Below are 12,896 nucleotides of genomic sequence, written 5' to 3'. Positions count from 1 at the left end.
ACCCTCTGGGTAAAAAGGTCGCGGTGATCGACATGATGGATTACGGCATGATGAAAGGTGATGCCGTACTGGAAAAAGCGCTCAAACTTCTGGAGTGAACCATGGAAGATTTAGAAACAACGATCATGGAACTGCTGGTCAATGCGGGTGCGGCACGCAGTGCTGCCCTCACGGCGTTGCAGATGGCGCGTAAAGGTGACTTTACCGAAGCCGAGAAAGCGATGGAAGAATCGCGGGAATATGTGAAGCATGCGCACACGATCCAGACGCAGCTTATCGGTCTTGATGAAGGCAGCGGAAAACTGCCGGTAAACCTGATCACTGTCCACTCCCAGGATCACCTGATGAACGCGATGGTCATACAGGATCTGGCGGGCGATATGATTGAGCTGTATCGACGGATCCCGTTAGTAAACTGAAAGAGTGCAGATATAAAAAAACCCGCCGAAGCGGGTTTTTTATTAGCGACTCAACGATTACTCGTTGTCGGAACCACCCAGACCTGCGTTCAGCAGTTCTGCCAGGCTCGCGGATGCATCTTCAGCAGTAACCTGCGGTGCAGCTGGCAGTTCGCCTGCAGCACGACGACGCATACGATCCTGATGGTACGCATAACCGGTACCAGCCGGGATCAGACGACCCACGATGACGTTCTCTTTCAGACCGCGCAGTTCATCACGTTTACCTGCAACAGCAGCTTCGGTCAGGACACGAGTGGTTTCCTGGAACGATGCTGCAGAGATGAAGGACTCGGTTGCCAGAGACGCTTTGGTGATACCCAGCAGATCGCGCGAGAAGGTCGCACCGATTTTGCCGTTCGCTTCCAGTTCGCGGTTAGCGATCTTGACGCGTGAGTATTCAACCTGCTCGCCTTCGAGGAACTCGGAGCTGCCCGCGTTTTCGATGGTTGCTTTACGCAGCATCTGACGAACGATAACCTCGATGTGTTTATCGTTAATCTTAACGCCCTGCAGGCGGTATACGTCCTGTACTTCGTTAACGATGTAACGCGTAACAGCATGCACACCACGCAGACGCAGGATGTCGTGCGGCGCTTCTGGACCGTCGGAAACCACGTCACCACGTTCTACACGTTCACCTTCGAACACGTTGAGCTGACGCCACTTAGGAATCATCTCTTCGTATGGCTCGCTACCGTCTACCGGGGTGATAACCAGACGGCGTTTACCTTTGGTCTCTTTACCGAAGGAGATGATACCGCTGATTTCAGCCAGGATTGCCGGCTCTTTCGGACGACGTGCTTCGAACAGGTCCGCAACGCGTGGCAGACCACCGGTGATGTCCTTGGTACCGCCGGATTCCTGAGGAATACGCGCCAGGGTGTCACCAGAGCTGATCTGTACGCCATCTTCCAGCTGTACAATCGCTTTACCCGGCAGGAAGTACTGCGCAGGCATATCGGTACCTGGGATCAGAACGTCATTACCCTGAGCATCAACGATTTTCAGCGCAGGACGCAGATCTTTACCGCCGGTAGTACGTTCAGCAGAATCCAGAACCACCAGAGAAGACAGACCGGTCAGCTCGTCGGTCTGACGAGTAATGGTCTGGCCGTCGATCATGTCAGTGAAGCGGATGAAACCACTTACTTCGGTGATAACCGGCATGGTGTGTGGATCCCAGTTTGCAACGGTTTCACCGCCGGCAACCTGCTCGCCATCACCTTTCGCCATAACCGCACCGTAAGGCACTTTATAGCTCTCTTTGGTACGACCGAATTCGTCGATCAGCTTCAGCTCGGTGTTACGGGAAGTGATAACCAGTTTACCGCTGGAGTTCACAACCGATTTCGCGTTGCTGAGCTTGATGCTACCTTTGTTTTTCACCTGGATGCTGGATTCAGCAGCCGCACGAGATGCCGCACCACCGATGTGGAACGTACGCATCGTCAGCTGTGTACCCGGCTCACCGATGGACTGCGCCGCGATAACGCCGATGGCTTCACCTTTGTTGATGATGTGGCCACGCGCCAGGTCACGACCGTAGCAGTGCGCACATACACCAAAGTCGGTGTCACAGGATACAACGGAACGCACCTTCACGGAGTCAACAGAGTTCGCTTCCAGCAGGTCACACCACTGTTCGTGCAGCAGGGTGTTGCGTGGAACCAGAATGTCTGCGGTACCCGGCTTCAGGATGTCTTCCGCGGTCACACGACCCAGTACGCGATCGCGCAGTGGCTCTTTAACATCACCACCCTCGATAACCGGGGTCATGGTGATACCTTCGAGGGTGCCACAATCGTCTTCGGTCACAACCAGATCCTGCGCAACGTCAACCAGACGACGCGTCAGATAACCGGAGTTCGCTGTCTTCAGTGCGGTATCCGCCAGACCTTTACGCGCACCGTGCGTGGAGATGAAGTACTGGAGTACGTTCAGACCTTCACGGAAGTTCGCGGTGATTGGCGTTTCGATGATGGAGCCATCTGGCTTCGCCATCAGACCACGCATACCTGCCAGCTGACGAATCTGTGCTGCAGAACCACGCGCACCGGAGTCGGCCATCATGTAGATGCTGTTGAAGGAAACCTGCTGCTCTTCGACACCGTCACGGTTAATCACGGTTTCGGTCTGCAGGTTATCCATCATCGCTTTGGATACACGATCGTTCGCCGCGGCCCAGATATCGATAACTTTGTTATAGCGTTCGCCCGCGGTAACCAGACCAGACTGGAACTGCTCCTGGATCTCAGCAACTTCGGCTTCCGCTTCAGAGATGATCTCGTGTTTCTTCTCTGGGATGACCATGTCATCAATACCAACAGATGCACCTGAACGCGCTGCATAAGCAAAGCCGGTGTACATTGTCTGGTCAGCGAAGATAACGGTCGGCTTCAGGCCCAGAATGCGGTAACAGGTGTTCAGCATTTTGGAGATTGCCTTCTTGCCCAGCGCCTGGTTGACGATGGAGAAAGGCAGACCTTTCGGTACGATCATCCACAGAATGGCACGGCCAACGGTCGTGTCTTTCAGGCTGGTTTTCGCAACGAATTCGCCGTTTGCATCTTTTTCGTATTCGGTGATACGCACTTTAACGCGCGCATGCAGAGAGGCCAGGCCAGCGCGATAAATACGCTCAGCTTCTTTCGGGCCAGTCAGCACCATGCCTTCGCCTTTGGCGTTAACACAGTCACGGGTCATATAGTACAGACCCAATACAACGTCCTGAGAAGGAACGATGATAGGTTCACCGTTCGCTGGAGACAGGATGTTGTTGGTAGACATCATCAGCGCACGCGCTTCCAGCTGGGCTTCCAGCGTCAGCGGTACGTGAACAGCCATCTGGTCACCATCGAAGTCGGCGTTATATGCCGCACAAACCAGCGGGTGCAGCTGGATAGCTTTACCTTCGATCAGGACTGGCTCAAATGCCTGAATACCCAGACGGTGCAGGGTTGGTGCACGGTTCAGCAGTACCGGGTGTTCGCGGATCACTTCGTCCAGGATATCCCAAACGACAGCTTCTTCACGCTCAACCATTTTCTTAGCGGCTTTGATGGTGGTGGCGAGTCCTCGCAACTCCAGCTTGCCGTAGATGAACGGTTTGAACAGCTCCAGTGCCATTTTCTTCGGCAGACCGCACTGATGCAGACGCAGGTATGGACCTACGGTGATTACAGAACGACCGGAGTAGTCAACACGCTTACCGAGCAGGTTCTGACGGAAACGACCCTGTTTACCTTTGATCATGTCGGCCAAAGATTTCAGAGGACGCTTGTTAGAACCGGTAATCGCACGACCGCGACGACCGTTATCCAGCAGGGCATCTACCGCTTCCTGCAGCATACGTTTTTCGTTGCGTACGATGATGTCCGGCGCAGCCAGATCCAGCAGACGTTTCAGACGGTTGTTACGGTTAATGACGCGACGATACAGATCGTTCAGATCAGACGTTGCGAAACGACCACCATCCAGCGGAACCAGCGGACGCAGATCTGGCGGCAGAACCGGCAGAACGGTGAGGATCATCCACTCTGGTTTGTTACCAGACTGCACGAACGCTTCCAGCAGTTTGATACGCTTGGTCAGCTTTTTACGCTTGGTTTCGGAGTTGGTTTCGTTCAGCTCTTCACGCAGCTGCTCGCACTCTTGCTCCAGATCCATGCTCTTCAGCAGGGCCTGGATAGCTTCCGCACCCATTTTCGCGTCAAATTCGTCACCGAACTCTTCCAGCGCGTCCAGATACTGCTCTTCAGTCAGGATCTGGTGACGTTCCAGGTTCGTCATCCCGCCTTCGATAACCACATAAGATTCGAAGTACAGAACACGTTCGATATCGCGCAGTGGCATATCCAGCAGCAGACCGATACGGGACGGCAGAGATTTCAGGAACCAGATGTGGGCGGTCGGAGACGCCAGCTCGATGTGGCCCATGCGCTCACGACGCACTTTGGTCTGGGTCACTTCAACGCCACACTTCTCACAGATCACACCACGGTGTTTCAGGCGCTTGTACTTACCGCACAGGCACTCGTAATCTTTTACTGGCCCGAAAATACGCGCACAGAAAAGGCCGTCACGCTCAGGTTTGAACGTACGGTAGTTGATGGTTTCCGGCTTTTTAACTTCACCGAAAGACCATGAACGGATCATGTCTGGCGAAGCCAGAGCAATTTTGATCGCATCAAACTCTTCGGTTTTAGTTTGCGCTTTCAGAAACTTTAATAAGTCTTTCACGGATTTGCTCCCGTCGGAGTTAGCACACTCTGCTGTCGGGGGTTAACCCGACAGCAGTGACCTGTTTGAGCGAGAATTACTCGTCTTCCAGTTCGATGTTGATACCCAGCGAACGAATCTCTTTCAACAGTACGTTGAAGGATTCTGGCATGCCCGGCTCCATCTGATGGTTGCCGTCCACGATGTTCTTATACATCTTGGTACGACCGTTCACGTCATCAGACTTAACGGTGAGCATTTCCTGCAGGGTGTATGCTGCGCCGTATGCTTCCAGCGCCCACACTTCCATCTCCCCGAAGCGCTGACCACCGAACTGTGCCTTACCACCCAGCGGCTGCTGAGTAACCAGGCTGTAAGAACCGGTAGAACGAGCGTGCATCTTGTCGTCGACCAGGTGGTTCAGTTTCAGCATGTACATGTAACCTACGGTTACCGGACGCTCGAACTGTTCACCGGTACGGCCGTCAAACAGCGTAATCTGACCAGACGTTGGCAGACCACCCAGTTGCAGCAGCTCTTTGATTTCAGCTTCTTTTGCACCGTCGAATACCGGCGTTGCAATTGGCATACCTTTGCGCAGGTTCTCTGCCAGACGCAGCACTTCTTCATCGCTGAAGGTGTTCAGGTCGACTTTCTGACGCACATCGGTACCCAGATCGTAGGCACGCTGGATGAATTCGCGCAGTTTCGCGACTTCCTGCTGCTGTTTCAGCATGGCGTTAATCTTGTCGCCGATACCTTTCGCAGCCATACCCAGGTGGGTTTCCAGAATCTGACCGATGTTCATACGAGACGGTACGCCCAGCGGGTTCAGTACGATATCTACCGGCGTACCGTTAGCATCGTGCGGCATATCTTCGATCGGGTTGATCTTAGAGATAACACCCTTGTTACCGTGACGACCTGCCATCTTATCACCAGGCTGGATCTGACGTTTAACAGCCAGATACACCTTAACAATCTTCAGCACGCCTGGTGCCAGATCGTCGCCCTGAGTGATTTTGCGGCGTTTCGCTTCGAGTTTTTTCTCGAACTCGTGTTTCAGTTCGTCATACTGCTCAGCCAGCTGTTCCAGCTGATTCTGTTTCTCTTCGTCGGTCAGGCCCAGTTCCAGCCAGCGATCGCGTGGCAGTTTGTCGAGCTTCTCAGCTTCAACGCCACCGGCAACCAGTACCGCATAGATACGGCTGAACAGACCCGCTTCGAGGATCTGCAGTTCTTCAGACAGGTCTTTCTTAGCCTGTTTGAGCTGCATCTCTTCGATTTCCAGCGCACGTTTATCTTTCTCAACGCCGTCACGGGTGAAGACCTGAACGTCGATAACCGTACCGGAAACACCGTTTGGTACGCGCAGAGAAGAGTCTTTAACGTCAGACGCTTTCTCACCGAAGATGGCACGCAGCAGTTTCTCTTCTGGCGTCAGCTGGGTTTCACCTTTCGGCGTAACCTTACCAACCAGAATGTCGCCGCCAGTTACTTCCGCACCGATGTAAACGATACCGGATTCATCCAGTTTGGAGAGCGCAGCTTCACCCACGTTAGGGATGTCAGCGGTGATCTCTTCTGGCCCCAGTTTGGTGTCACGGGACACACATGCCAGTTCCTGAATGTGGATGGTGGTGAAACGATCTTCCTGAACCACACGCTCGGAAACGAGGATGGAGTCTTCGAAGTTGTAACCGTTCCACGGCATGAACGCTACGCGCATGTTCTGACCGAGCGCCAGTTCACCGAGGTCGGTGGATGGACCGTCTGCCAGCACGTCGCCGCGCTCGACCGGCTCACCCAGAGACACACATGGCATCTGGTTGATACAGGTGTTCTGGTTAGAACGGGTGTATTTGGTCAGGTTATAGATGTCGATACCCGCTTCGCCCGGATACATCTCGTCTTCGTTAACTTTGATAACGATACGGGATGCGTCGACGTACTGTACGGTACCGCCACGCTTAGCAACTGCAGTAACACCGGAGTCAACGGCAACAGCACGTTCCATACCGGTACCAACCAGCGGCTTATCAGCACGCAGAGTTGGAACGGCCTGACGTTGCATGTTCGCACCCATCAATGCACGGTTGGCGTCATCGTGTTCCAGGAACGGGATCAGGGACGCACCGACAGATACCACCTGCTGGGTGGATACGTCCATGTAGTCAACCTGGTCGCGGCTGAACAAGCTGGATTCGCCTTTGCTACGGCAGGTAACCAGATCTTCTACAAAGTGGCCTTCGTCATCCAGGTTGGAGTTCGCCTGAGCGATAACGTAGTTGCCTTCTTCGATAGCAGACAGGTAATGAATTTCGTCGGTCACAACACCGTCAGTCACTTTACGGTACGGCGTCTCAAGGAAACCGTATTCGTTCGTCTGTGCGTACACGGACAGGGAGTTGATCAGACCGATGTTTGGACCTTCAGGCGTTTCGATTGGACATACGCGACCGTAGTGCGTCGGGTGTACGTCTCGAACTTCGAAGCCTGCGCGTTCACGGGTCAGACCGCCTGGGCCGAGTGCAGAGATACGACGTTTGTGCGTAATCTCAGACAGCGGGTTGTTCTGGTCCATGAACTGAGACAGCTGGCTGGAACCGAAGAACTCTTTCACTGCTGCAGAAATCGGCTTGGCGTTGATCATATCCTGAGGCATCAGGGTATCCAGATCGCCCAGAGACAGACGCTCTTTCACCGCACGTTCTACACGTACCAGGCCAACGCGGAACTGGTTTTCCGCCATTTCGCCTACGGAACGGATACGACGGTTACCGAGGTGGTCGATATCGTCCACTTCGCCTTTACCGTTACGGATATCGATGAGCTTCTTCATCACTTCGATGATGTCGTCTTTGCTCAGGATACCGGAACCTTCGATCTCATCACGCAGCAGAGAACGGTTGAACTTCATACGACCCACTGCAGACAGATCGTAGCGGTCTTCGGAGAAGAACAGGTTCTCGAACAGGCTTTCAGCCGCTTCGCGAGTTGGTGGCTCACCAGGACGCATCATGCGGTAGATTTCAACCAGCGCGCTCAGACGGTCGGTCGTTGGGTCGACGCGTATAGTCTCAGAGATATATGGACCGTGGTCCAGATCGTTGGTGAACAGCGTTTCGATACGTTTGTGACCAGCCTGACTCAGCTTAGCCAGCAGATCCAGGCTCAGCTCCATGTTCGCCGGGCAGATCAGCTCGCCAGTTGATTCATCAACGTAATCTTTCGCGGCTACTTTTCCTGCAATGTATTCAACCGGAACTTCGATGTGTTTGATATCATCTTTTTCCAGCTGGCGGATGTGGCGCGCGGTGATACGGCGACCTTTTTCCACATACACTTTGCCGTCGGCTTCGATGTCGAACGACGCGGTCTCACCACGCAGACGTTCCGGTACCAGCTCCATCTGCAGCTTGTTGTCGCGGATTTCAAAGATCACTTTCTCAAAGAACAGGTCCAGGATCTGCTCAGTGGTATAGTTCAGTGCACGCAGAATGATGGTAGCAGGCAGTTTACGACGACGGTCGATACGGACAAACAGGTTGTCTTTTGGATCGAACTCGAAGTCCAGCCAGGAACCACGGTAAGGAATGATGCGTGCGTTATACAGTACTTTACCGGAAGAGTGTGTTTTACCTTTATCGCTGTCGAAGAAGACACCCGGGCTACGATGCAGCTGGGAAACGATAACACGCTCAGTACCGTTGATAACGAAAGTACCGTTGTCCGTCATGAGTGGAATTTCACCCATGTAGACTTCTTGTTCTTTAATGTCTTTTACGGTGCCTTCTGGCGCTTCGCGCTCGTAGATCACCAGACGCAGTTTTACGCGCAGCGGTGCGGAATAGGTCACGCCACGGATCTGACATTCCTGAACGTCAAACACCGGCTCGCCAAGGCGATAGCTGACGTACTGCAGCTCGGAGTTACCGCTGTAGCTCTGAATTGGGAACACGGAACGGAAGGCGGCTTCCAGACCGTACTGCCCTTCAGGATCTTGCTCGATAAACTTCTGGAACGAGTCAAGCTGGATAGAAAGGAGATATGGAATGTCCAGAACTTGTGGACGTTTACCAAAATCCTTACGAATACGTTTTTTCTCGGTATAGGAGTAAACCATAGGGTTCCTCAGCTCGCTGACAAGTCGACCCATCTGTCCGACGAAGGGACAGTTTGTGCAACACCATTTTGTGGACCGGAAAATTGAATACTTTCCGCAATACCTGTTGCTATCACGCTTAAACCATTTCATTGCGATTTACACAGAGCGAGCACCCTGTCGCAGTATATTAAGTCGTCGATAGAAACAAGCATTGAAAGACACATCGATAGTCAAACAGTGTGAAATGCTACCGAGGCCTTACAGCGCAAAAAGGCTGGTGACTAAAAAGTCACCAGCCATCAGCCTAATGACTTAGGCTGCAACCAGAAAAGTTGGCTTATTTAACTTCAACTTCAGCGCCAGCTTCTTCCAGAGATTTTTTCAGTGCTTCTGCGTCGTCTTTGCTCACGCCTTCTTTCAGCGCAGCTGGAGCAGATTCTACCAGGTCTTTAGCTTCTTTCAGACCCAGACCGGTAGCGCCACGAACAGCTTTGATTACAGCAACTTTGTTCGCGCCAGCAGCTTTCAGAATTACGTCGAATTCAGTTTTCTCTTCAGCAGCGTCAGCAGCTGGGCCAGCAGCAACAGCTACAGCAGCAGCAGCAGAAACACCGAATTTTTCTTCCATTGCAGAGATCAGCTCAACAACGTCCATTACGGACATAGCGGATACTGCTTCAATGATTTGATCTTTAGTGATAGACATTTAAATTGTTCCTGAATATCAGAATAAGTTTATACGTAAGCAGATGCTTTATAAAGATAACTGCGATTAAGCAGCTTCTTTCGCATCGCGTACAGCAGCCAGAGTACGAACCAGTTTGCCAGCCGAAGCTTCTTTCATGGTTGCCATCAGGCGTGCAATTGCTTCTTCGTAGGTCGGCAGAGTTGCCAGGCGGTCGATCTGAGACGCCGGGATCAGCTCACCTTCAAAGGCAGCGGCTTTGACCTCAAATTTTGCATTCGCTTTCGCGAACTCTTTGAACAGACGAGCAGCAGCGCCCGGGTGTTCCATAGAGTATGCAATCAGGGTCGGACCAACAAACGTGTCTTTCAGGCACTCAAAAGAGGTACCTTCAACAGCACGACGCAGCAGGGTGTTACGAACAACACGCATGTAAACGCCAGCTTCACGACCTGCTTTACGCAGTTCAGTCATTTTATCTACAGTTACGCCACGGGAATCCGCAACTACTGCAGACAGCGCGCCTTTGGCTACTTCGCTGACTTCAGCAACAATCGCTTGTTTGTCTTGAAGATTTAAAGCCATTAGCTTTTGCTCCTGGATGTTTGCCGGAACTCATGTTCCGGAACTCACTTCACTCTTCCCAACGGAAAGAGCGTCTTAATACGGTGAGCAGAAACAAGCCAGAATATCCAAAAATAATCTTAGCGTTCTGTCACCGTCTACGCAGGGGATTAAGTCTCTTGCGAAACACCTGCGGTCTTCGACGGAGGCCTGGATTAGGCCAGGCTCCAACGAACAATTCTTTTAGCCGCTAACTTTCGTTAGCAAACGTGGGGGTAAGATTGTAGACAAAATCACCGCCCACGTAAAGGCATTAGTTTGCAGCAGCGCTCAGGCCAGCCTGGTCAACTGCAACACCTGCACCCATGGTGGTGGAGATGCTAACTTTCTTGATGTACACGCCTTTCGCCTGAGTTGGTTTTGCTTTTTTCAGCGCAACCAGCAGAGCTTCCAGGTTTTCTTTCAGTTTGTCAGCGTCGAAGTCCACTTTACCGATGGTGGTGTGGATGATGCCGTTTTTGTCGTTACGATAACGAACCTGACCTGCTTTAGCGTTCTTAACCGCTTCAGCAACGTTAGGGGTTACAGTACCCACTTTCGGGTTTGGCATCAGACCGCGTGGACCCAGAACCTGGCCCAGCTGGCCAACAACGCGCATTGCATCTGGAGATGCGATAACAACGTCGAAGTTCATTTCGCCTTTCTTGATCTGGTCAGCCAGATCTTCCATACCTACCAGTTCAGCGCCAGCAGCTTTAGCAGCTTCTGCGTTTGCACCCTGAGTAAATACAGCTACGCGAACGGAACGGCCAGTACCGTGTGGCAGTACAGTCGCGCCACGAACGTTCTGATCAGATTTACGAGCATCGATGCCCAGGTTAACAGCAACGTCAACGCTTTCAACGAACTTAGCGGTCGCCAGTTCTTTCAGCAGAGCGATAGCTTCGTTGATGTCATACTGTTTGGTCGCATCAACTTTGTCACGGATCACGGACATGCGCTTGGTCAGTTTAGCCATTTCTTAGTCCTCCACTACCAGGCCCATGGAACGTGCAGTACCTTCGATTGAGCGAGTCATCGCTTCAATGTCGGCACCAGTCATGTCGGCAGCTTTGGTCTGCGCGATTTCCTGCAGCTGAGCGCGGGAAATTTTACCCACTTTGTCTTTGTTCGGCTTACCGGAACCAGACTTGATACCAGCCGCTTTCTTCAGCAGAACAGCTGCTGGAGGGGTTTTGGTAACGAAAGTGAAAGAACGGTCAGCGTAAACAGTGATAACAACTGGGATTGGCAGACCTTTTTCCAGGGATTCAGTTTTGGCGTTGAACGCTTTACAGAATTCCATGATGTTCACACCCTGCTGACCCAGAGCTGGACCAACTGGTGGACTTGGGTTCGCCATACCCGCTGCAACCTGCAGCTTGACGTAGGCTTGTACTTTCTTAGCCATTCTAAAATCCTCTGATTGGGTGATAGCGCCTCAGTGAGGCTCCCCGTGAATAAAATTCGTTTTACGGGCCTTAACCCATAAAAACAAAAGGCGCGAAATTGTATTCCAATCTCGCGCCCTGTGCAACGATTAAATCGTCGCTTTTTTGATCGCTGCTTAGGCTTTTTCGACCTGAGCGAAGTCCAGCTCTACCGGGGTCGCACGACCGAAGATAGAAACAGACACTTTCAGGCGGGACTTCTCGTAGTCCACTTCTTCAACGACGCCGTTAAAGTCAGCAAACGGACCGTCATTAACACGAACCATTTCACCCGGTTCAAACAGCGTTTTCGGACGCGGCTTATCACCCACCTGCTGCAGGCGGTTCATAATCGCATCAACTTCTTTGTCGCTGATTGGCGCCGGACGGTCAGACGTGCCGCCGATAAAGCCCATCACACGCGGTACGCTGCGCACAAGGTGCCAGCTCGCGTCGTTCATAACCATCTGAACCAGCACGTAACCCGGGAAGAATTTACGCTCGCTTTTGCGACGTTGGCCGCCACGGATCTCAACCACTTCTTCGGTCGGAACCATGACTTCGCCAAATAACTCTTCCATGTTGTGTAATTTGATATGCTCACGCAGCGACGTTGCTACGCGGCCTTCAAAACCGGAAAACGCCTGAACGACGTACCAGCGCTTTTTAGGGGCTTCAGACATCTCAGAACCTCAGGCCAGTGATAAAGGATACCAGGCGAACCAGAATACCATCCAGTCCCCACAGGATCAGTGACATTACAGCGGTAACCGCCGCTACGATCAGCGTGGTGTGCAATGTTTCCTGGCGAGTCGGCCAAATTACCTTGCGGACTTCGGTACGCGCTTCGCGAGCAAAAGCGACAGTCGCTTTGCCTTTCGTCGTCAACAGCGCGACACCACCCGCTGCAGCAATCAGAATTACCACTGCAAGCGCGCGTAGCGGCAGCATAATGTCACGATAAAGGTAGTTACCGACAATCGCTACGATCAGCAGAACGGCTACCACTACCCATTTCATCGCTTCCAGGCCGCGCCCGCTCCCTTGAGCTTCGGTATTCGCACTCATAAACCAACCTGTCAGAAGTATTCTACAAACATTTTCACCCCGCGATTGCGAGGCAAACCAAATCGAAATGCTAATTCGCTTTTCGAATTATACGCTCTCTGCAGAGCCTGTCTCAGCAATGATTATGACAAAAATAATCACTGATGAGCCAGGTTCTGACGTGAAAGCGTGCAAAAAGGGCATCAAATGATGCCCTTTTATTGCGCATTGCGTCAAATGTTATCAGCAATTAGCCGAGAACTTTAGCAACCACGCCCGCGCCAACGGTACGGCCACCTTCACGGATTGCGAAACGCAGACCGTCGTCCATCGCGATTGGGTGG

General features: G+C 52.4%; 10 protein-coding genes and 1 pseudogene. 2 read left to right on the top strand and 9 right to left on the bottom strand.

What is annotated here, in order from left to right:
* A pseudogene (locus LDK53_RS18810) lies at window positions 1-98 on the top strand (PTS sugar transporter subunit IIB); the annotation flags it as partial.
* Window positions 99-101: 3 nt separating this feature from the next.
* Window positions 102-419 (top strand): PTS lactose/cellobiose transporter subunit IIA, encoded by a 318-nt coding sequence (locus LDK53_RS18805; RefSeq protein WP_025759618.1) that lies wholly within the window; start codon window positions 102-104, stop codon window positions 417-419.
* Window positions 420-476: 57 nt separating this feature from the next.
* Here the strand turns inward: LDK53_RS18805 and rpoC are convergent, their stop codons facing one another.
* From rpoC to LDK53_RS18760, 9 genes are all read right to left on the bottom strand, one after another.
* On the bottom strand, window positions 477-4,700 hold the full coding sequence (gene rpoC, locus LDK53_RS18800; RefSeq protein WP_008503454.1) for a DNA-directed RNA polymerase subunit beta': 4,224 nt from the start codon (window positions 4,698-4,700) through the stop codon (window positions 477-479).
* 76 nt (window positions 4,701-4,776) lie between these two features.
* Window positions 4,777-8,805, bottom strand: a complete 4,029-nt coding sequence (gene rpoB / locus LDK53_RS18795; RefSeq protein WP_025759620.1) for a DNA-directed RNA polymerase subunit beta — start codon at window positions 8,803-8,805, stop codon at window positions 4,777-4,779.
* A gap of 319 nt (window positions 8,806-9,124) precedes the next feature.
* Complete coding sequence (rplL, locus tag LDK53_RS18790) at window positions 9,125-9,493, bottom strand: 50S ribosomal protein L7/L12 (protein ID WP_013095002.1); 369 nt, start codon at window positions 9,491-9,493, stop codon at window positions 9,125-9,127.
* 66 nt (window positions 9,494-9,559) lie between these two features.
* The gene (gene rplJ, locus LDK53_RS18785) at window positions 9,560-10,057 is read right to left on the bottom strand and encodes a 50S ribosomal protein L10 (RefSeq protein WP_013095001.1); all 498 of its coding nucleotides are present in this window, start codon (window positions 10,055-10,057) and stop codon (window positions 9,560-9,562) included.
* 292 nt (window positions 10,058-10,349) lie between these two features.
* Window positions 10,350-11,054: a 50S ribosomal protein L1 gene (rplA, locus tag LDK53_RS18780; protein ID WP_013095000.1), complete on the bottom strand. Its 705-nt coding sequence runs from the start codon at window positions 11,052-11,054 to the stop codon at window positions 10,350-10,352.
* Window positions 11,055-11,057: 3 nt separating this feature from the next.
* Window positions 11,058-11,486 carry a 50S ribosomal protein L11 gene (gene rplK / locus LDK53_RS18775; protein WP_008503452.1) on the bottom strand — a complete coding sequence of 143 codons (429 nt, stop codon included), beginning with the start codon at window positions 11,484-11,486 and terminating at the stop codon, window positions 11,058-11,060.
* A 156-nt stretch (window positions 11,487-11,642) separates the two neighbouring features.
* Window positions 11,643-12,188, bottom strand: a complete 546-nt coding sequence (gene nusG, locus LDK53_RS18770; protein ID WP_003862341.1) for a transcription termination/antitermination protein NusG — start codon at window positions 12,186-12,188, stop codon at window positions 11,643-11,645.
* A 1-nt stretch (window position 12,189) separates the two neighbouring features.
* A complete protein-coding gene (gene secE, locus LDK53_RS18765) occupies window positions 12,190-12,573 on the bottom strand; it encodes a preprotein translocase subunit SecE (protein WP_013094999.1) in 384 nt (127 codons plus the stop codon).
* 229 nt (window positions 12,574-12,802) lie between these two features.
* Window positions 12,803-12,896, bottom strand: a 94-nt coding sequence (locus tag LDK53_RS18760) for an elongation factor Tu (protein ID WP_072098208.1), incomplete at its 5' end; no start/stop codon positions are given.

It is taken from the genome of Enterobacter sp. K16B, from assembly GCF_020216105.1.
Lineage (GTDB): Bacteria > Pseudomonadota > Gammaproteobacteria > Enterobacterales > Enterobacteriaceae > Enterobacter > Enterobacter sichuanensis.
The sequence above is the reverse complement of the archived record's forward strand: the minus strand, read 5'-3'. Positions and strand labels throughout refer to the sequence as shown.

What these genes read in the sequence shown, in the direction of transcription:
- LDK53_RS18805 (WP_025759618.1), top strand. Translation starts at nt 102, where the DNA reads ATGGAAGATTTAGAAACAACGATCATGGAACTGCTGGTCAATGCGGGT.
- rpoB (WP_025759620.1), bottom strand. Translation starts at nt 8,805, where the DNA reads ATGGTTTACTCCTATACCGAGAAAAAACGTATTCGTAAGGATTTTGGT.
- rplL (WP_013095002.1), bottom strand. Translation starts at nt 9,493, where the DNA reads ATGTCTATCACTAAAGATCAAATCATTGAAGCAGTATCCGCTATGTCC.
- rplJ (WP_013095001.1), bottom strand. Translation starts at nt 10,057, where the DNA reads ATGGCTTTAAATCTTCAAGACAAACAAGCGATTGTTGCTGAAGTCAGC.
- rplA (WP_013095000.1), bottom strand. Translation starts at nt 11,054, where the DNA reads ATGGCTAAACTGACCAAGCGCATGTCCGTGATCCGTGACAAAGTTGAT.
- rplK (WP_008503452.1), bottom strand. Translation starts at nt 11,486, where the DNA reads ATGGCTAAGAAAGTACAAGCCTACGTCAAGCTGCAGGTTGCAGCGGGT.
- nusG (WP_003862341.1), bottom strand. Translation starts at nt 12,188, where the DNA reads ATGTCTGAAGCCCCTAAAAAGCGCTGGTACGTCGTTCAGGCGTTTTCC.
- secE (WP_013094999.1), bottom strand. Translation starts at nt 12,573, where the DNA reads ATGAGTGCGAATACCGAAGCTCAAGGGAGCGGGCGCGGCCTGGAAGCG.